This window comes from Cupriavidus sp. U2 (genome assembly GCF_009663685.2).
Lineage (GTDB): Bacteria > Pseudomonadota > Gammaproteobacteria > Burkholderiales > Burkholderiaceae > Cupriavidus > Cupriavidus necator_C.
This window is the reverse complement of the sequence record NZ_RCOG02000015.1, coordinates 33727-54007: the sequence shown is the minus strand read 5'-3', so window position 1 is coordinate 54007 and position 20281 is coordinate 33727. Positions and strand designations below refer to the sequence as shown.

17 protein-coding genes are annotated in these 20281 nt (G+C 69.0%); all 17 read right to left on the bottom strand.

Annotation, left to right across the window (positions count from 1 at the left end; genetic code table 11):
• Positions 1–13 precede the first annotated feature (13 nt).
• Complete coding sequence (locus D9X30_RS14120) at positions 14–661, bottom strand: CoA transferase subunit B (protein WP_153949811.1); 648 nt, start codon at positions 659–661, stop codon at positions 14–16.
• 19 nt (positions 662–680) lie between these two features.
• Entirely contained in the window at positions 681–1364 is a 684-nt protein-coding gene (locus tag D9X30_RS14115; protein ID WP_249640962.1) for a 3-oxoacid CoA-transferase subunit A, read from the bottom strand.
• Positions 1365–1710: 346 nt separating this feature from the next.
• A complete protein-coding gene (locus D9X30_RS14110; RefSeq protein WP_153949812.1) occupies positions 1711–4764 on the bottom strand; it encodes an AAA family ATPase in 3054 nt (1017 codons plus the stop codon).
• The gene (locus D9X30_RS14105; RefSeq protein ID WP_153949813.1) at positions 4761–5906 is read right to left on the bottom strand and encodes an exonuclease SbcCD subunit D; all 1146 of its coding nucleotides are present in this window, start codon (positions 5904–5906) and stop codon (positions 4761–4763) included. The genes D9X30_RS14110 and D9X30_RS14105 overlap by 4 nt, the downstream gene beginning before the upstream one ends.
• An 86-nt stretch (positions 5907–5992) precedes the next feature.
• On the bottom strand, positions 5993–7357 hold the full coding sequence (locus tag D9X30_RS14100) for a sigma 54-interacting transcriptional regulator (protein WP_153949814.1): 1365 nt from the start codon (positions 7355–7357) through the stop codon (positions 5993–5995).
• 13 nt (positions 7358–7370) lie between these two features.
• A complete protein-coding gene (locus D9X30_RS14095; RefSeq protein ID WP_228771084.1) occupies positions 7371–9119 on the bottom strand; it encodes a TadG family pilus assembly protein in 1749 nt (582 codons plus the stop codon).
• Between the two features lie 9 nt (positions 9120–9128).
• Complete coding sequence (locus D9X30_RS14090; protein ID WP_249640961.1) at positions 9129–9464, bottom strand: DUF3613 domain-containing protein; 336 nt, start codon at positions 9462–9464, stop codon at positions 9129–9131.
• The gene (locus D9X30_RS14085; RefSeq protein WP_228771085.1) at positions 9461–10309 is read right to left on the bottom strand and encodes a tetratricopeptide repeat protein; all 849 of its coding nucleotides are present in this window, start codon (positions 10307–10309) and stop codon (positions 9461–9463) included. Before D9X30_RS14085 ends, D9X30_RS14090 begins: the two co-directional genes overlap by 4 nt.
• Positions 10306–11436, bottom strand: coding sequence for a type II secretion system F family protein (locus tag D9X30_RS14080; protein ID WP_249640967.1), 1131 nt, complete (start codon positions 11434–11436; stop codon positions 10306–10308). Before D9X30_RS14080 ends, D9X30_RS14085 begins: the two co-directional genes overlap by 4 nt.
• 18 nt (positions 11437–11454) lie before the next feature.
• Entirely contained in the window at positions 11455–12381 is a 927-nt protein-coding gene (locus D9X30_RS14075; protein WP_249640966.1) for a type II secretion system F family protein, read from the bottom strand.
• Positions 12374–13690 carry a TadA family conjugal transfer-associated ATPase gene (locus tag D9X30_RS14070; RefSeq protein ID WP_153949816.1) on the bottom strand — a complete coding sequence of 439 codons (1317 nt, stop codon included), beginning with the start codon at positions 13688–13690 and terminating at the stop codon, positions 12374–12376. The genes D9X30_RS14075 and D9X30_RS14070 overlap by 8 nt, the downstream gene beginning before the upstream one ends.
• Position 13691: 1 nt before the next feature.
• Positions 13692–14924: a pilus assembly protein gene (locus D9X30_RS14065; protein ID WP_153949817.1), complete on the bottom strand. Its 1233-nt coding sequence runs from the start codon at positions 14922–14924 to the stop codon at positions 13692–13694.
• A 27-nt stretch (positions 14925–14951) separates the two neighbouring features.
• Entirely contained in the window at positions 14952–16247 is a 1296-nt protein-coding gene (locus D9X30_RS14060; RefSeq protein ID WP_228771089.1) for a type II and III secretion system protein family protein, read from the bottom strand.
• Between the two features lie 139 nt (positions 16248–16386).
• Positions 16387–17361: a Flp pilus assembly protein CpaB gene (gene cpaB, locus D9X30_RS14055; RefSeq protein WP_153949818.1), complete on the bottom strand. Its 975-nt coding sequence runs from the start codon at positions 17359–17361 to the stop codon at positions 16387–16389.
• Between the two features lie 6 nt (positions 17362–17367).
• The gene (locus tag D9X30_RS14050) at positions 17368–17829 is read right to left on the bottom strand and encodes a TadE/TadG family type IV pilus assembly protein (RefSeq protein WP_153949819.1); all 462 of its coding nucleotides are present in this window, start codon (positions 17827–17829) and stop codon (positions 17368–17370) included.
• Positions 17830–18200: 371 nt separating this feature from the next.
• A complete protein-coding gene (locus tag D9X30_RS14045; protein WP_153949820.1) occupies positions 18201–18392 on the bottom strand; it encodes a Flp family type IVb pilin in 192 nt (63 codons plus the stop codon).
• A gap of 433 nt (positions 18393–18825) precedes the next feature.
• On the bottom strand, positions 18826–19986 hold the full coding sequence (locus D9X30_RS14040) for a collagen-like triple helix repeat-containing protein (RefSeq protein ID WP_153949821.1): 1161 nt from the start codon (positions 19984–19986) through the stop codon (positions 18826–18828).
• Between the last annotated feature and the right edge of the window lie 295 nt (positions 19987–20281).

Here is a 20281-nt window from a genome sequence, read left to right as displayed (position 1 = left end):
TCTGGGTGGTGGATCAGGCGGTTTGCGCCTGCTTCAGGGGCACGCCGGTCAGACGTTGCAGTTCGTCAAACGACAGGCCTTCCGCGAGGTCGCGGGCAACCAGGCCGTCCGGCGTCACGTCGAGCGTGGCCAGATCCGTGTAGATGCGCGTCACGCAGCCGATGCCGGTCAGCGGATAGGTGCATTCCGGCACGATCTTGCTCTCGCCCTGCTTGGTCAGGTGCTCCATCATCACGAACACCTGCTTGGCGCCGATTGCCAGGTCCATCGCACCGCCCACGGCGGGAATGGCGCCGGGGGCACCGGTATGCCAGTTGGCCAGGTCGCCCTTTTCGGACACCTGGAAGCCGCCCAGCACACAGTAGTCAAGATGGCCGCCGCGCATCATCGCGAACGAATCGGCGTGGTGGAAGTACGAACCACCGGCCTTGATCGTCACCGGCTGCTTGCCGGCGTTGATCAGGTCGCCGTCTTCTTCACCGGCAGCCGGGGCGGGGCCCATGCCCAGCAGGCCGTTTTCGCTGTGCAGCAGGATTTCCTTGTCAGCCGGCAGATGGTTGCCAACCAGGGTGGGCAGGCCGATGCCGAGGTTCACCACGGCACCGTCCGGAATGTCTTTGGCCACGCGGGCGGCCATCTGGTCGCGGGTCAGGCGTTGCATGTTCTTTCTCCTTCTAAGCTCAGGCGGCCTGGGCAGCCGAGCCGCCCACCTTGACCACACGCTTGACGAACAGGCCCGGCGTGACGATGTGCTCGGGGTTCATGTCGCCCAGTTCGACGACGTGGCTGACCTGCACGATCGCGCACTTGGCAGCCATGGCCATGATCGGGCCGAAGTTGCGTGCGGTCTTGCGGTAGGTCAGGTTGCCCCAGCGGTCTGCCGTGTCGGCCTTGATCAGCGCGAAGTCGGCGTGGATCGGCTTTTCGAACACATAACCCTGGCCGTCGATGATGCGCGTTTCCTTGCCTTCGGCCAGCGGCGTGCCGTAGGCCGTGCGCGTGAAGAAACCGCCAATGCCGGCACCGGCGGCGCGGATGCGCTCGGCCAGGTTGCCCTGCGGCACCAGTTCCAGTTCGATCTCGCCCGCATGGAACAGCGAATCGAACACATACGAATCCACCTGCCGCGGGAACGAGCAAATGATCTTGCGCACGCGCTTGGTCTTCAGCAGTGCCGCCAGGCCCGTGTCGCCATTGCCGGCGTTGTTGTTGACGATGGTCAGGTCACGCGCCCCCTGGGCGATCACCGCGTCGATCAGTTCCGCCGGCATGCCAGCCAGGCCAAAGCCGCCGATCAGGATCGTGGCGCCGTCGTGGATGCCGGCCACTGCCGCTTCCACCGAGTCATATAGCTTGTTGATCACTTGCGTTCCAGTACGGAAGGGTCCGGCATCGCGCCGGGACCGGCCGCAAGAGGGGCGGCACGCAAAGATGTCTCCGGCAGACTGCTCGGACGGGCGTCCCGCGCGCCGACCCCGTGCTCGGCACGGCGACGACATCGGGACAGGGTCCACAATCTTGCAGTTGTCTTGATGAGCCGTCTTGCGGCGGCTTCGGTGATGGTCGGCGGATCGGGCGTGCAGCGGTGTTCGCTATACGAACCCCAATTCGCAGAATGAACAAAGGTTACACCCGGCGTCAAAACAGGGTCAATAAGGGTCTGCGCGTGGCGGGCGATAATCGGTCACGCCCGGCGCACGCAGCGCACGCTCAGGGCAAGCGCAGCACCGCCTGGCTGCCGTTCGCGCCGGGGCGTACCTCGAGCCGCACATCGATCCGTTCGCGCAACTCTGCCACGTGCGAGATGATGCCGACCAGCCGGCCGGCCTGCTGAAGATCGAGCAGCGTGCGGATGGCGAAGTCCAGGCTTTCCGGATCGAGCGTGCCGAACCCTTCGTCCACGAACAGCGTGTCGAGCTGGATGCCGCCGGCGCGCGACTGCACCACGTCGGCGAGCCCCAGCGCCAAGGATAGCGACGCCAGAAAGCCCTCGCCACCCGAAAGCGTGTTGGCCGGCCGGGTGGTGCCGGTGTCGTGGTCGAACACCTCCAGGTCCAGCCCGCCGGCCATGCGCTGGTCCCCCTGCTCGCGCACGCGCTGCAGCGCGTAGCGGCCGCGGCTCATGCGCAGCAAGCGCAGCGACGCCGCCTCCAGCACCTCGTCGAGCAGCGTCGCCAGGACAAAGCGTTGGAACGTCATGCGGCGCGGATTGTTGCCATTGGCCACTTCCGACAGGCGGCCCAGCACCGCATAGCGCGTTTCCACCTCGCGCCCTTCGGCCGCCAGCGATTCCACCTGCCCCTTGCATTGCAGCAGCGTGTCGCGCGACGCGGCCACTTCGCTGCGCTCGCGGATGGCGGCTTCGAGCCTCACGGCCGCCTGGTCGCGCGTGGCCAGCAGCGCGGGCATGTCGGGGACCTGCAACGCCTGGGCGATGGCGGCGGTGCGGGCATGCCATTCGGCTGCACGGGCCAGCTCGACATCGAACGCACGGATCGCATCGTCCAGCGCCGACATGTCGTCGGCGGACAGGCACGCGGCAGCGTAAGCGTCTTCATGGTCGAAGGCGGCCGCGCGCATGGCGTCGGCCAATGCCGCCTCGCGCTCGGTGACGCGCGCGTCGGCCTGGGTGACGTTGTCCCGCGCGGACGCCAGCGCCGCCGCCGTTGCGGCCTGCAGCGCGACGGCGTCGCGCTCGGCGCCCTGTGCAGCCTGCAATGCGGCTTCGAGCGCGCCGGCTTCGCGCCGGGCAGCCTCCAGCGCGGCCGTCATCGTATCGGGGTCGCGCGAATCCTCGGGCACCTGTTCGCAGGCGGCCCGCCATTCGCCATCCAGCCGCGCGTGTTCCTGCGCGGCTGTGCGGGCGGCCGTGTCGGCAGCCTGGGCCAACACTTCGGCGGCCTCGACGGCCTTGCGGGCGTGCGCCGCCTGCGCCGCCAGCGCCTCGGCGCGCCTGCCTGCCTGTTCGGCTTGGCGGGCAGCCTCGGCCAGCGCGGCGATCTCGGCATCGAGCGCGCTGGCGCCCGCCCCGGAAACATCGCCAGCGGCCTCGATCAGATCCGCCAGCCGCGCCTGCCATTGCGCGGCGCTGGCGCCCGCCCGCTGGTGCGCGGTGCTGGCCTCGGCCAGCGCATCCTCGGCCTTCTGCAACGCCAGCCGTGCGGCATCGAGATCGTCGTCGGTCACCAGCGCCAGCGTCTGTTGCGCCAGTGCCGGATGATCCTTGCCGCCGCACACCGGGCACGGCTCGCCGCGCCGGACGCTGCCGGCCAGGCGCGCGGCCTGCCCGTGGCGCCAGTCCACCTCGGCCTGGCGCATGGCCACGCGCGCCGCATCGCGGGCTTCGGTGGCAGCGCGCTTCAGCGCCTCGCTGGACGCCAGTGCCGCGCGCAGCGGCCCAAGCTCGGCCTCGATCTGGCGGTATTTCGCAATGCGGGCGGCGCGCTCGCGGGCCTGTTCCAGCCGCAACTGCAGCGCCTGCATCCCCGCCGCGCCCGCGCGCGCCTGTTCGGCATCGGCCTCCAGCGCCTTGAGCGCCCTGGCGGCGGCCTGGAAAGCGTCGATCTTCGCCGCGCAAGCCGACTGCGCCATGGCCAGCGTGGTGCCGGCCTGTGCCACGGCATTGCGCTGCACCTCCAGCCTGCGAGCGTGCGGCAGCAGGTGTTCGAGCCGGGTCACCGTGCGTTGCGCGGCGGCCCGGGCCTCCTGGCGCGACAGTTCGGCGCGCAGCGCACGGGCGGCAGTTTCCGCCGCCTGCGCGGCCCGCGTGGCCGATGTCTCGGCTTGCGCCTGGGCCGCGCGCACCCTGGCCTGATCCTGCCGGGCTGCCTGCAGTTGCTGCACCGCCGGCGTGACCTGCGCGGCGCGCCGCGCCGCCTGCAGCCGCGCGCGATCGCCGTCCACGGCCGCCACCTTGGCATTCAGCATGGCATGCGCGCCCTCGGCTTCGCGCCAGGCCTTGATCTGGGTATGTTCGAGCTCGCCCTTGCGCAGCGACGCCTGCGCGGCCTCGCTGTCGGCGCGCGCGACGTCCTCGCGGCGCAGCAGTTCGGCCAGCGTGATCTGCAGCGCGTCGATGCGATCGGTCAGGGCGTCGATCGACGCCAGCCCGTGCTGGTCCAGCAACGTCTTGCGGCGCACGGCAATCTGCTCGGCCTCGCGCCGGATGCTGGCGGCCTGCTCCTTGAGCTGTTCTTCCACGCGGCGATACAGCTCGGTATGGAACAGCCGCTCCAGGATGCCCTGGCGCGCTCGCGAATCGGCGGTCAGCAGCTCGCGAAAGCGGCCCTGTGGCAGCACGATGACCTGCCGGAACTGCGCGCTGTCGAAGCCCAGCAGATCGCGCACGGCGTCGCTGACGCGGCCCGGCTGGCTGGCGTGGCTCTTCCAGGCGCCGTCGAGCATCACGTCCAGCTGCGCCTTGGCGGCTTCCTTGACGAAACCGCCCGCCGCGCGCTGGCTGGGGCGGTCCTGCGTGGGCGAGCGCGACACGCGGTAGTGCATCGCCCCCAGCCCGAATTCCAGCGTGACTTCGGTGCGCAGCGCTGGGTCGGCATTGGCGCTGCGCATGTCCTGTGCGCTGCGCTCGCCGCCCGACGTATCGCCGTAGAGCGCAAAGCAGATGGCATCCAGCAGCGTGGTCTTGCCCGCGCCCGTGGGTCCGTGGATCAGGAAGAACGCCTGCTCGCCGAGCCGCGTGAAATCGATGGTCTCGGTGGCGGCAAACGGACCGAAAGCCTGCAACCTCAGGTACAGCGGTTTCATGCCGATTCCCTTTCCGAAGCCTCCATACCGGCCAGAAGATGGTCCAGTGCGCGGCGTTGGTCGCCGTCCAGGTCCGCGTCAGCCACTTCGCGGAAGAAATTCGCAAACAGACTGCCGGTGTCCAGCTCGCGCATGCGCCGGCCCGCCTCGCCGGCCTGCCCGCTGCGTGCCAGGATGGCGCGTTCGATCGCCAGCGCGTTCGGATACGCCTCGCGCAGCCGCGCCATCGGGTCCAGCAGCGCGCCGGTATCGGTCAGCACCGCATGGACGTAGTCGTCGCGGCGCGCGTCCGCCAGGCCCGCCTCCACCAGCGCGGCCAGTTCGCCGGTCAGGATGCGCAGGTCGCGGCGCGGCTTCAATGCGATGGGCTCGATGCGCACGGCGCCTTTATCGTCCAGTTCGACCAGCGACACGGTCTTGTGGTGATCGGCTTCCGACAGCGAATACTTGAGCAGCGACCCGGCGTAATGAATCCGCTCGCCGATGGTCTGCGGCCGGTGCAGGTGGCCCAGTGCCACGAAGTCGAAACCGTGGAACAGGTCCGCCCCCACCGCCCCGCTGCCGCCCACCGACAGCGGCCGTTCCGATTCACTGACCGCGCCGCCCACCACGAATGCGTGTCCCACCGCCACGGCGCGCACGCCGGCCGGATGGCTGGCCCGGATCGCGTCGAGTTGCGCGCCCAGCGCCGCCTCGTGCGATGACAGCTCGACACCGAGCGCGTCGCGCACCACCGCCGGCTCCGCATACGGCAACGCGTAGATCCGCACTTCGCCGTGGGCGTCGCGCAGCGACACACAAGCCGCTTCCGGCCCCGTGCGGCCCGCCACATGCAGGCCGCGCGCGGCCAGCAGACGCGCGCCGAAATCCAGCCGCTGCGCGCTGTCGTGGTTGCCCGCGATCATCACCACCGGCACATCGGCTTCCACCACGATGCGCGCCAGCACGTCGTCCAGCAGCGCCACGGCCTCGGGCGGCGGCACCGCGCGATCGTAGACGTCGCCGGCAATCAGCACGGCATCGGGCCGCACCTCGCGCACCAGCGCCACGAACTGGTCGAGCACGTGCGCCTGGTCTTCGATCAGGCTGCGGGCATGGAAAAGCCGACCGAGATGCCAGTCGGCGGTGTGGAGAAAACGCAATTCGGGTCCTTCGGCGCGGTGGCGCGTAATGCACGGCCTTGCCGTGCGGTCCCGCATCATAACGTCCCGATGCCGGCAGGCGGCCTTCAGACCGGCTCCGCCTCGCTGTCGGCGATCTGGAACTTGCGCATCTTCTCCCGCAGCACCTTGCGGCTGATGCCCAGGCAGGCAGCCGTATCCTGGCGCCGCCAGCCGTTGGCGTCGAGCGCGGCGATGATGCGGCGGCGCTCCTCGACATCGGCGCGCGGATCGCCCCGCTCGGAACCATCGAACGCACCCGGACGCAGCCCCCGGAACAGCGGCCGTATGCGGTCCTCGTCCCAGCCGCCATACTGCCGCGCGGTGATGCCCACGCGCTCGGCCAGGTTGCGCAGCTCGCGCACGTTACCGACGAAGAACGCCGTGCCCACGGCCCCCTTGAGCCAGTCGGGCATGGGCGGCAGCGCATCGTAGGCGGCCGCGCCCATCATGTGGCGCAGGAACGATTGCAGCAGGCCCACCTTGTCGCCCGGGCCACGATCCTCCAGGCTCGGGATGCGCAACTCGATCACCGCCAGCCGGAAATACAGGTCGGCCCGGAAGCGGCCCTCGCGCACCGCCTCGCGCAGGTCCTTGTTGGTGGCCGCCACCAGCCTGAAATCGAGCTTCACGGCCATGGTCGATCCCAGCCGCGTCAGCGCGTTTTCCTCCAGCACGCGCAGCAGCTTGACCTGCTGGAACAGTGGGAGGTCGCCGATCTCGTCCAGGAACAGCGTGCCGCCGGTAGCCTGTTCGAAAAACCCCCGGTGCGCAAACATGGCGCCGGTGAAGGCGCCCTTGGCATGGCCGAAGAACTGCGACTCGAACAGTCCGTCGGGAATCGCCCCGCAGTTCACGGCGACGAACGGCCCCTTGCCATACTGGCTGTTGCGCTCGTGGAACAGCCGTGCGATGCGCTCCTTGCCCGCGCCGGTCTCTCCGTACAGCATCACGTTGCTGTCGAAGTTGGCGAAGGTCTCCACCTGTTCCAGCAACTCCTGCATGGCCGGCGATCCGGCCACCAGGTCGGCCACGTCGGGACGTGCCTCGCCGGCGGCCAGCAGCTGCGGCATCAGCTTGACGATCTGGTTGCGCAGGTCGCCGCCATTGAAGTCGTGCGGCAGGATGTACGCATACTCGGGCGGAAAGCGGCCCGGATCGGTCTCGCGGTCCGGCGCGCCCACCCAGATCACCGGCATGCCGTGGGCGGCTTCCCAGTCCAGCGTGAACTTGGCCGAGCCGATCGCCGATGCGCTGATCACGGCAATGCACGGCTTCACGCGCGCCTCGTTCGGCAGCGCGTCCAGCGCCCCGGCACGAATCACCTCGGTCCCCAGCGGCGTCAGGAATCGCGCCACGCGGTCGGCAATGTCGTACTGGCCTTCCCACACATAGACTTCGAGGCTCTCGTAGGCCCAACGCTCTGCTTTCATGATGGCTCAGGATTCAATACACAAGTTCGGCGTTGTTGCAGTCCACGCTGTTCAGCCGGACGTTGGCGTTGGCGATATCGATGCCCAGCGTGGCCAGCAGCCAGCCTGCCACCCCGTCGATCAACGGCCCCAGCGGATCAATCAGCGGCGTGAGCAGATCCCCCGGGGCGATGCTCGGCACCTTGAGACCCAGCACATCCAGGGAAAGAACAGGATTGAGATTCCGCAGGAGATCGCCGACGGTGCGACTCGCCGGCGCGGTCGCCGACGTGGAGGCATTGGCGCCAGGGTGCAGCACCAGGTCCGTGCCGGGGGCGGTCGATGCCGTTTGCAGGGTCGGGTGGGCGATCAGGTCTGCCTGGGCCAAGCTGCCCGGAATCAGCGGCAACGGCAGCGTCACGACACTGACGGTGCCCACCCGCAGTTGGCTGGACGACGTGCATTGCAGCTTGTTTTCGGTCAGGCATGCCACCATCAGGCTTGGGTCTACCCTGATGGTGGCGGTCCGCTGGTCTGCCGTGGCGGCGCACTGCAAGGCGGTCAGGTCCGCCTTGGCCTGCGCAACCTTGAGCAGCAGCGGCAGGTCGACGCTGGCTGATACCAGCGGCGGCAAGCCAATATTGGCATGCACGGCCAGGTTGACGCCCAGCTGCGCGGTGGACGCCGTCGTCTTCCAGCTGCCGTCGGGCAGTTGTTTCGCCGGGCCCACCGCCACCTTGGGCGGATCAATAATGGTCAGCGATGCCGTGGCAGTGGCGCTGCCCACCGGTTGCAACGGCACGTTCAGATTCGGAATGTTGAGCGCCACCGCGCTACTGCCGCGCGCCACATAGGCGGCGGTGGTCAGCAGCGATGCCACGTTCAGACCCACTTCGGCCGCCGACGACGCGGCGGGCGTAAGCACGCCGAGATCCAGCAACCGCGCCAGCGTCAGATTGGTGCCGAGCCCGTTCAGGCCGAGCTGCGTCTCGGGGCTGCCCAGCGCCGCACCCAGCAGCGCCTGCCGCCCGGCCGCATTCAGTACCAGCGCGTAGAACTCGCGGATCGACAGCGTGGTGTTCAGCAGCGCATCGACCGTTCCCACGCCAAGCTGGAGCCTCAGCTGCTCCAGCGTGACGTTGGCATTTGCCAGTCCGTTCCAGTCGGCCACCGAAAGATTCACCGTATTGCCCAGCAGCAGGCCCAGCACGCCGCTTGCCGAGTTCAGGTTCAGCAATCCGCTGCCCAGCGAAAACGACGCCACCGGCGGGCTGGCTGCCGCGATGGCCTCGGCATGCAGCTGGCGCGACGTGCCGCCGGGCAGCACGAACAGCAGCGGCACCGTCAGCGTGCCCTGCACCCGCACCGCATTGGGCGATAGCGCCGCCGCGTCGTAGGCGGCGTTGAAGTGCCGAACGCTGTCGCCGTTCACGGCATCGGCCGGGTCCCACACGCCCAGGCACGTGCGCATGCGGTCGGCAGCGTCGGCCGCCGCGCCGGCACAGTCCGCGCCCACTGCACCGCGATAGCCGTTCTGGCTGGCCGCTGCCGTCACGGAAGCCATCACGTTGGCCGTGGTGGTCGGCAGGTCATCGGCACGCTTGAGCTGCTGGGCGCCCGACAGCGCCGCCAGGTCCACCGCCTTCTGCAACTGCCGCTGGCTGTAGAACACGAAGCCGACATCGATCGACACCATGGCACCGATGACCACGGTGGCGATCAGTACGGCGGCCATCAGGCTGATGGCGCCGCGCTGTCGATGGAGATCGGCCCGATGCTGCATGGCGTGTCGCTATTGCCCGTTCATCGGCTGGCTGCCCGCGCCGCCGCGCAGCGGGCTGCCGGTGGAAATCGTCGAGAAGAACTCGGGCAGCGGATGGGTGAAGCTGCGCATGTAGCGCGCGTACCCCAGCGCGGCCTGGTCGCCGGTCAACGGTTGCTGCGGGCCGGCCTGCGATCCGCTGCGCTGGATGTCGAGCAGGCTGCGCGTGGTGTCGCCTACCGCTGCGTCGTTGGGACGCACCTCGGCGGGCGCCGTCGGCTGCTGGGCCATGGCCGGCGCGGCTGCCACCAGCGCGGCGAGCGCCGCCATCCGGGCCAGGCGCGGTGCAAACGGGAAAAGGGTCACGGTCTGGCTCCTGCGTTGAGCGCCACGGACTGCGCGGCCGCCGGGTTCGCATTGGAGTCCGGCATGGGGTTCGCGGCGGCATTCGGATGGGCGTTGCCGCGTGGCGCCGTCCTGTCGCGCAACTGCGCGGCGCGGGTCACGCGGTCCGCTTCCTTGCGGATGGCGGCGCGCGTGGGGTCCGGCATCGCGGCACGCTGCATCATCGCGGTGGCCTCGCTGCGCTTGCCGGTGGCCAGCATCCACACCACGGCATTGCTGATGACCCGCGGATTGTTGGCGTCCAGTTCCAGCGCCTGCATCACCGGCACGCGCGCATCCTGCAGCGCGCCACCACGCATCAGCGCATAGCCCAGGTCGTTGGCCACCTGCGCGTTGACCGGCTCGAGCACCGCCGCCTGGCGCAGTTCCACGGCGGCGCGCATGAAATCGCCCTGCCGGCCCAGCACCAGGCCGATGCCGTGGCGTGCGCGGGCGGCGCGATCGGTGTTCAGCAGGTCGCGATAGGCCTGCAGCGCCGCGTCGTCCTGGCCGGTCTCGCGCAGCGCATCGGCGCGCAGTACCTGCAGCGCGGTGCTGCTGCCGTACTTCTGCTGGTACGCGTCGATATGGGCCAGCGAAGCGTAGTACATGCCTTCCTGCTGCATCTTGCCGATCAGGCCCAGGTAGACGTTCTGGTCGTTGTACTCGGCGCGTGCGGCCTTGTCCTGCAGCCGGGCCAGCTCGATCTGCGCATCGGCCTGGCGTGCCATGGCCTCGGCGCTGTTGGGCGTGCTGGCACAGCCGCCCAGCAACGCCATGGCCGCCGCAAGCGAGCCTGCCAGCAGCGGGCGGGATAGTCTTGTCATCCATGTCCTCCGTTCATGCGGGCCAGCATCCGGATCACGCCGAGGAAGCCGGGCCCCGCCGTCAGGATCAGCAGCACCGGCAGCAGGCTGACCACCATCACGCCGGTCATCTTCACGGTCAGCCGGCCGATCTTGTCCTTCATGCGCGCCTTGCGGGCCACCTGCAGCCGCTCGCCAAACTGGCGCAGCGGCTCCTGCACCGCGCCGCCGTGCTTGTCCACCTGCGTCAACAGCGTGATCAGGCTCTTCAGGTCTTCGTCGTCGAACAGCTTGCCGATGCGCTGCAGCGTCTGTTCCCGCGAGCGGCCCGACGCAAACTGCTGATTCGCACGCTGCAGCTCGGGCCCCAGCACGCGCAGCATCGCGCCGAATTCGGTGACGATGACCTGCAGGCTCTGGTCGATCGACAGGCCCACGCCCTGCAGCAGCCGCAGCATGTCGATCAGCACCGGCAGTTCCTCGGCCACTTCGCGCTGGCGGTTGCCCGCCCAGCGGCGCAATGCGATCTTCGGCAGCAGGTACGCCGTCGCGAATGTGGCGAACCCCCAGGCCAATGCCTGCGCCGTCGGGCCGTCGATCCGCCAGAGCAGCACGGCGCCCGCCAGCGCGGCAGGCACCAGCACCCGCAGGCCGCCGAATACGGCGCGCGGCTGCAGGCCATAAAAGCCGCACTGCTCCAGCAGCAACTGTTCCTCGGCGGCGACCACCGCACGGCCAAGGCGCGATTCGAGCCACGACTGGTTGAAACGGTCGCCGAACGCCGCGCCGAGCCTGGCGCCGAGCGTGGCGGGCGCTGGTCTGGCTGCCGCAGCTGGCCGCGCAGACGCTTGCCCCAGCGCGGCGGCGGCCGCTGCCGCGCGCGCCGACATCTGCGGGGCGGCGGAAGTTGCAGCGGCCGATGCGGTGGCCGTCGCCTGTGCGGCGGCCCCGGCTGCCTGCGCCTGCCCCGGTGCGGCCTCGCCCTGCGCGGCGGCTACACCGTGCATGGCCTGCCGCTGCAGCGCGGCGTCGATGGTCCGTGCGGCCTCGCGCCGCTGCCGCCATTGCCGCAGCAGCGGCCAGGCCAGTACCAGTAGCGCCATCGCGGCCGCAGCCAGGCTCGCGGAGATCAGGGTGGTGGCATCGATCTGCATGGCCAGCGGCTCCTAGATCGACTTTGCCAGCCGGTACAGCATCAGGATGCCGGCCACTTCGAGCCCGGCGGCGCCCAGCAGCATGATGCGGCCGGTGGGGTCCTTCCACATCATCATGATGTAGCCGGCGTTCATCATGAACAGCCCGCCCGCCACCACCAGCGGCAACAGGCCCAGCACCCAGGCGGACAGGCGCGTCTCGGCCGACAGCGCCATCAACTCGCGCTGCGCTTCCTCGCGGTCGCGCATGAAGGTAGCGGTACGCTCCATCACCACGTCGGCACGCCCGCCATATCGCTGCGACAGCCGCAGCACCGACGACACGATGACCAGCTCGTCCAGGTCATAGGCGCGGCCCATCTGCATCACGGCCTGGTCCAGTTCCTTGCCGGCCCGCTGCAGGTGGATGGCCTGCACCAGGCATTGGCGCAGCGGCGGTTCGGTATTGGCCACCGAATTCTGGAACGCGGCCGGCACGCTGCTGCCGATCGTCATCAGGCGCACCACGCCATCGAGGAAGCCCGGCAGCTGGCGCAGCATCTTGCCCTTGAGCCGGCTGATGCGCAGCCACAGCACGAAGGCCGCCGTCGCCACGGCAACCACCAGCATCGCCACCAGGCCGATGGCACCGCCGGCCGCCGCGCCCGCCACGACCAGGCTCAGCATGGGCACGCCCCAGCGCAGGTATGTGCCGCGCGTTGGCGCCATGTCGGCGCGGCGCAGCAGGTCGGCCCAGCGCCGGCGCAGGTCGCGCACCGCGCCATGCGGCTCCGGTTCCGTGGCCGATGCATAACGGGCACGCACCTGTTCGGTCTGCGCGGCCAGGTGGGCGCGAGCGCGCTCGGCGTTGGCCCGGCCACGGGCCGTTGCCAGCATCAGCAGGCCCAGCCCCAGCAGCACCAGGGCAAACGTGGCGATGAACAGGCTGGCGCTAGAGATCAAAGCGGTCGTCCAGGGCAAAGGTGGCCGGACGCATGCGCGCCAGCTTGGGCGAATGGGGCAGGATGCCAAGCGAATGCCAGCGGTCGGTCTCGGTGCCGTCGGCGTTGATGACGGGCTCGTGGCGGTACAGCTCCTGCGTGGAAATGATGTTGTCGCCCAGCCCGGTGACCTCGGTGACCGACAGGATGCGCCGGCGTCCGCTGGACAGCCGCCCGATCTGCACGATGAAGTCCACGGCATTGGCAATCTGGCGGCGCAGGCTCACCTCGCTGCCCTGGAAGCCGGCAAAGCCGGCCAGCATTTCGAGCCGGTACAGGCATTCGCGCGGGCTGCTGGCGTGGATGGTGCCCATCGACCCGTCATGGCCGGTACTCATGGCCTGCAGCATTTCCAGCACCTCGCCGCCACGCACTTCACCCACGATGATGCGGTCGGGGCGCATGCGCAGGCTGTTGCGCAGCAGGTCGCGGATGGTGACCGTGCCCGTGCCCTCGAAGCCGCCGGGACGGCTTTCCAGCCGCACCACGTGCGGATGGTTCAGCGCCAGCTCGGCGGTGTCCTCTATCGTGATCACGCGCTCGCCCGCCGGCATGAAGGTGGCCAGCGCATTGAGCAGCGACGTCTTGCCAGAACTTGTGCCGCCGCTCACCAGGATGTTGCAGCGCGCGCGCACCGCCGCTTCCAGCAGTTCCGTGATCTCGGGGCTCATGGTGCCCAGCGCCTGCAGGTCGGCCGGCGTCAGCGGGTCCTTGCGGAATTTGCGGATCGATACCACGGGGCCCGCCAGCGCCAGCGGCGGGATGATCACGTTGATGCGGCCCCCGTCGGGCAGGCGGGCGTCGACCATCGGGTTCGATTCGTCCAGGCGCCGGCCGATCGGCGCCAGGATGCGTCGCACGATGCGCAGCAGGTGGCCGTTGTCGGCAAAGCGCACGGGTATCCGCTCCAGGACGCCGTGCCGCGACACGTAGACGTCGAGATGCCCGTTCACGAGGATGTCTTCCACGGCCACGTCGTGCAGCAGGTCCTCGATCGGGCCAAAGCCGGCCAGTTCCTTGGTCAGCGCCTCGGAAATCTGATGCAGCTCGGCCTCGTTGATCGGAATGCGGCGCAGGCGCGTGAAGCTTTCCAGCTCCAGATCGACAAACCGCTGGATGGCGGTGCGCGTCCAGCGGCCAAACTCCGCCCCAAGTTCCTCGATCCGCGTCAGCAGATGTTCGTGCGCGGCTTCCTTGATCTTGTGGAATTCCTGGGAAACAGGAAACGGCGCGGCGGCGTTATCCGAGAATTCGATGGCTTCGGTCATGTCAGTTCCCCGCCCGTGCAACGCGTGCAACACGCAACGCCTCGGGCAGCTTCTCCTTGATCCGGGCCAGGATGCCGCGCTCGGAAGCCTGTTCCGTGCGGTAGCCCAGCCGTTCCATGAGCGCGCCCACGGCACGCACGTAGGGGTCGGCCGGTGCGGCCTCGGCCAGCACCGCGCCGCGATTGGCGGCCTGCACCAGCGCCGCGCGCCGGTCGGGCAGCGTATCGACCGTTGCCACGCCGATGCGCTCGGCGATCTGCGCCGCATCCACGCCAAGTTCGGGATCGAAGCGCGACACCATCAGATGCAGGTCGGGGCGGTCGATCTCGCGCTTCTTCAGCTCGTGCAGCAGTTCCGCGGCCGAGACGATGGCACCCACGCTCTGCTCGGCCACCATCACGACGGCATCGGCGGCCTTGACGATCTGCGACATGAACTCGGCATTCGAAAATCCGCCCAGATCGATCACCTGGAGGTCGAAAAACGCACGCAGGCGGTCCAGCAGCGCCAGCGCCTCGGAAAACGACACATCGCGCAGTTCGGCCAGCGCGGCCGGCAGCGGCAGCACCGACACCCCGCTGACATGCCGTGCCAGCGCGGTATCGACGAACACCTGGTCAAAGCGGCGCAGGTTGCGCACGGCCTCGACGAAATGGAATTCGGGCGCGATGTTCATGTAGAGCGCGCCGTCGCGCACCGGCAGGCCAAGGTCCAGCAGCAGCACCTCGGCCGGCGGGCCCGCCCCCTCGCGCTGGCGCACGCTCGCGGCCAGGTTCACGGCCAGCGTGCTCACGCCGACACCGGGCCTGGCCCCCAGCAGCGCCACGATCTTGCCGTGCCGGTGCGTGGGCGTCACGGGCCGCACCTGGGCGCGGGGCACCATCAGCCGCCGCACGGCGTCGGTGGCCTGGGCCGGCGCACCGCGCAGGTCGATGAAGTCGCGCACGCCGGCGCGCAGTGCAGCCAGCATCGCTTCCGGTTCGCCGGCGTTGCCGATGGCCACCAGCGGCAGTTGCGGAAACAGCCGCGCCACCTGCTCGGCCAGCCGGGCCGAGGCCTCGGCATGCAGCGCGCCGAAGTCCAGGAAGACCAGCCCGGGACGAACGGCGCCGACCTGCTCGATAAAGGCTTCCTGTGCCCCGTCCTCGGCCACCAGCGTGCCGGCGCCGCCCAGCGCCTGGTCCAGCCACTGGCGCAGGGTCTCGCGCCGGGTGTTCAGCAGGAAGGCATCCATCCTCGTCACTCGCTCCATCTGCCGCCGCTACCGCGAAAAACCCGGCAGGGTCGGATCTGCGTACTCGCCCAGCACGAAGCGCCCCCAGATATTGGGGCTGGCGCTCGTGCGGCCGTCGTTGGCCACGTTCGCAGCGGCCTGGGAATCCCGCGCCAGCGGTTTCACCAGGCGCGGCGTGACCACGATCATCAGTTCGCGGTCCTCCTGGTGGAAGTTCAGGTTCTTGAAGAAGCTGCCGATGATCGGCAGGTCCCCCAGGAACGGCACCTTGCTCACATTGCTGACCGTGTTGCGGCTGACCAGCCCGCCAATCACGAAGCTCTCGCCGTCGCCCAGTTCCACCGTGGTATCGGCGCGCCGCGTGACAATGGCCGGCACCGACGCCCCATTGATGCTGATGCCGCGCGACGGATCGAGATCGCTGGCCTCGGGCGCCACCTTCAGCGCGATGCGCGACTTCGACATCACCGTCGGCGACACGGTCAGGCCGATGCCGAATGGCTTGAACTGGATCGTCGTGGTGCCCAGCGCCTGCGGCACCGGGATGGGGATCTCGCCGCCCGCCAGGAAGCTCGCGCTCTGGCCCGACAGCGTCACCAGGCTTGGCTCGGCCAGCACCCTGACCAGGCCATTGCTTTCCAGCAGGCTCAGGTTGGCGAAGATGCCCTCCTTGGCCCAGGCCGCCACCAGATTGAACGCGCTGCTCATCGGCAACGCGCTTTCGAAGGACGGCGACGGGCCGATCGTGGCCTTTGTCAGCGACGTCGGGCTGAACTGCCCGAACGTGAAGCCGCCGCTGCTCTTGACGAAATTGAGCCCGACCTCCTTCAGCACGGTCTTGCTGATCTCCACCACTTTCACATCGACCTGCACCGTGTTCGACACCGGCACCACCGAGCGGTCGATCACCACGCCGCCCTTGCCGTCCGGCCCGCCCACCGCCGCCCGCGCCGCCTGCTGCGTGCGCGCCGCGGCGGCGGCGTCGCGCGATTCGCCCCGGATGGTGGCGCCAGCGGCGGACAGGTCCACCTGCGCGCCGTCGGCATCCGGTGCCACCGCATCGACCTGCACGCTGTAGGTCACCGGCGCCGCGTTGCGGCTCCAGACCATCATGTCGGTCACGCCCGGCTGCTTCGCCACCACCAGCACGGTGGGCGCGCCATTGCGCTGCTTGAGCAGCAGTGCATCGGCCACGGCGGGGTTGCCCACGGCCACGCGCTCCAGCGCCTGGCCCGGCTTGATCTCCTGTTGTGCGCCGGCCATCAGGCGCAACGTGCGCGCGGCGGGCGGCGGCCCGGCGTCCTGCGCCATGGCCGGATGCATCGCCCCGGCCAGCACGGCCGCCATCGAGACGGCAGCCGTCATCATCGCGGCCCATCGGCGGTGGATACGATCGGTGTCGATCTGGCGCGCACGCGCCCGTTCACGGTCTGTCGTCAATGTGGGCATGCCGTGTCGTCCGCTATTCGATCGCTCGCTTGCCGGCGCGGATCACTTCCACGCCGTTGTTGTTGTCGGGGATTTCGCGTCGTGGCGCCGAGGCCGTCAGTGACGCCATCGGCTGCGCGGCGGCGCGCATGGACGGCGCGGGGGCCAGGGCGCGCGGCGCGGTGTTGCCCGCTTGCGCCTGCCCTACCAGTCCGGCCAGGCTCATGCCGGCCGCGGCCTTGTCCACGGGCGCGCGTTCGGCTTCCGGCGGCACGCCGGCGCGGGCCTGCAGCACGGTGGGCGGTTCGGCGAACATGCCGTCGCTGGGCATCGATGCATCCGACGGATTGCGCAGCGCCAGCACCAGCCGCCCGGCCTGTTGCGCCATGGCCAGCTTGCCGACCTGATCCACCGGCACGGATAGCACGGCCGTCTTCGCGCCGTCGCGGCGGGCCATCATCTGTTCGCCCTGCACCTTGCGTGAGTCGTTGACACTGCCATTGCCGTACGCCAGCACGCGCAGGCGCGACAGCAGCAGGCGTGTCTGGCTTTCGGCAATCTCCTGGTTGTCGCGGCGCAGGATCACGAACACATCGACAAAGTCGCCGGGCTGCACCTGATGGCCCACGCCGACCGCCTCGTCCACCGACACGGCCAGCGCACGGTCGCCCTCCGGAATCTGCCGCGCCAGCCCGGACAGCAGTTGTCCTTCCAGCACCGGCACGTTGCTGCCCAGGTTCACCACCGGCACCTGGCCGACCACGCGGGCCGCGTCCTGGTAGGCGCCGGCCGGCTCGATCGGCAGTTGCATGACCGCGAGCGCGTCGGCGCTCAGGGGCTTGCCGGCTTCCACGGCTCGCGTGGTGACCACCACGGCATGGGTCGGGGCGGTGCGCGCAGTCGGGATCGGCACCGCCTGCTGGCGTGCCACCTGCCACGCCAGCAGCGCGAGCAGTCCGGCCAGTATCAGCAGGACGGTGGCCAGGATTCGAATCTGTTTGCTGCTCATGTGTCCTCAGGTATCGGGAGAGAGCTGGACCACCGCGACGCCGGTCAGCGATGCGGGCACTGGCACGAACGGCACCACCGGCAGGAACGTTTGCGTGGGGAGATCGAGCGTGACCTGCACGCATTGCGTGCCGGGCGGCGCGCTGCAGGCCACGGCCTGGGCCAGCGAGCCTGCCGCGAATCGGTTGGCGATATTGGGTGGCAGCGTGCTGCGCGCGGCCAGGTCGGCGGCGATGACCCGCTGGGCGAGCGTGGTCGCCAGCGTGCCGCCGTTCGCGGTGAGCGGATAACGCAAGGCAGCCCGCGCACCTTCCTCGGCGGCGAGCGTCAGGACTTGCTGCAGGGCCAGCACCATGCCGTAGTAGACGATGCCAAGCATTACCGCAAACAGCAGCGGAAACACTATCGCGAACTCGATTGCGGCCACTCCGCCTGCGCGGCGCCGGTTCGCGTTCCCCCGTAATGCCATGCTTCACCCGGTTTTTTTCAACTTGCATGCATTGGCGACACATGACACCGTGCGGCGGACACCGGCATGGCTGCGCGGTGCCCGCTGCGGCGTGCCCCACCGGGCTGTGCCGTACTACGTTACGCGACTTGGAACCACTCTTACCGATCTTGCCCGGCCGTCCATAGCCCTGCCCGCGGCCAGTGCCTACCGCCACCACTTCTGCCACTGCGTTCCGGCGGGCACGAAGACGCCCGCCGCGGCTGGCATGGCCGCCAGCACGGTGCTCTGGTAAATGGTCTGGAGACGTCAGGTCAGCATGAAAGACGCCGTGAGCGATGCACGGACGCCGCTTATGCTTTCCGGATGGTCAGTTGGAGTCTGTCGGCAGGTCAGCTGCCGTTGTTCTTCGCGAACATGGTGGTGACCCGGGCGGCAAGGGTAGTGAAGCCGTCGCTGATACCTGTGCCGAGGGCCTGTGCGCCCACGACGATGCCTAAAGCAATCAGGCCTACGATCAGGCCATACTCGATGGCAGTGGCGCCGCGTTGGGTCTTGCGATGACGCGCCAGATTTTTTTGCATGATGTTCACTCCCGAAAGTGCGTAACCCCTGCATGGATCCCCAGCAATACGCTCCTGACCCCGATCCGACTGCCATCTGTATGAACTGCCACTGTGGCGTTATTGTGATTTTTGCGCTGGTGGATACATTTATAAGACAGGCTTTGTTTCAACCATACCCCCCATTCGGGCTAATGGTTGTCCCAGCTTAAAGTAGGACAGACGTTTGAAACAATGCGGCCGCCTTCCTCCATCGGAATGAAATCATTCGAATTGTTAAAGAGCGCGCAACAAATGAAGCGTGCCGTGCGGCGCCCTGCACGCAGTCATGCAGGGCGGCCTCACGGCACGAAATAAAAGGATGCGCCGCGCGGGGTAAGGACGACAGCGCACCGTAAATTAGCCGGGGCGGTTGACAGGGAAAGTCCCGACGCCTTCCGCGTTGTATTTCAGATCAATGGTGCGTCAGCCCGCCGAGCAGGCCGGTGACAGGCGCCAGCGCACTGCTGCCGCTGGACGAGCCGGCGCCGCTGGCCGCGCTGGTCAGTCCGCCGGTGACCGTGCCCAGCAGGCCCGTGACCGGCGCCAGCGGATTGCTGCCACCCGAGCCGCCACCTGCCGCGCCGCCCACCGTGCCGAGCAGGCCGGTCACAGGCGCCAGGGGATTGGTGCCCGATGTGCCGCCAGCGGCCGCGTTCAGGGGCAGGTTGTTCAGCAGCCCACCGAGCGGATTGCCGCCGGCGCTGCCATTGCCGTTGAGCAGCACACCTGCCACCGCCACCGTCTTGCCCGCTTCGTTGACGACGCCGCCGAGCGGCGACACCACCGGCGTGTTGGTGTTGGCGATCATGCTGCCCGCCGTGGCCACCGTGTTGCCGACCTGGGTCAGCAGGTTGTTTACCGGCGCGCCCAGGCCCGTCGCCGCGCCTACGGTCTGCGTGGCGTTGGTCAACTGCGTGGTCAGCGGCACGATGGCCTTGCTGGTGCTGTCCGTCAGTTGCGCGACCGGCCCGGTGGACAGCGCGTCGCCCAGCTTGCCGCCGAGGCTCATCACCCCTGCCCCCACGGTCTGCACCACGCCGCCGGCGGGATTGGTCACGGGCGCCAGCGGCGACAACTGGTCGCTGCCCAGCGCCTTGACGAGGCTGCCCGTGCTGACCACCGTGGCGCCGGCCTGCGTCACGACATTGCCGGTGTTGGCAACGGTCACGCCCACCGGGTTGTCCACCGCGCCAATCTGGCCCAGGCCATCGCGCACCCCCGCGCCGAGCGTGGCAACGGTCTCGCCGGTCTGGATCACCACATCGCCGGTCGCGTTCTTCGCCGTCGCCGGTACCAGCGGCAAGCTGGTGTCCTTGATCTGCTGGCCGATCTGGCTCACCGCGTTGCCGGTGGATACCACGGCGCCGCCCGCGCCTTCCACCACCTTGGCCGTGGGCGTGGTTTCGGCGGTGGGCTGCGGATTCGTCGTCCCCGGATTGGTCGGCGGGGACGGCGTGGACGGATTGGCCCCGCCGCTGGAAGCGCCCGAGGCGCAGCCCGCCAGCAACGTCACCGCTGCGGCACAGGCAATCGCCATCACGTTGAGGGGGCGCGTCTGCTTGGTTGCATGCATGTCCTGATCTCCTGAGTTTGTTCTTTGCGAGTCCGCTGTCTTCATGTCCGCGCTGCGCACGCGCTTCGCCGCGACCCGGTCGGCGATCTGGTTCGTCTGGCGTGGCTGCGGACCGATAGCGCAAACGGTGTGCCAGCGTCAATCGCATGTTCGATACGGGCGCTGGATGCGGGGGACTGCAGGGCTGGAACCCGTTGTGGCGCAAGGCTTTCGGGGATGCAGGCCGGTGGCTGCGCGCGCCGCTGGATGCGTCGTGCGGGACGGCGTTGTGGTGTTACGTGCTACGTAACGTGTT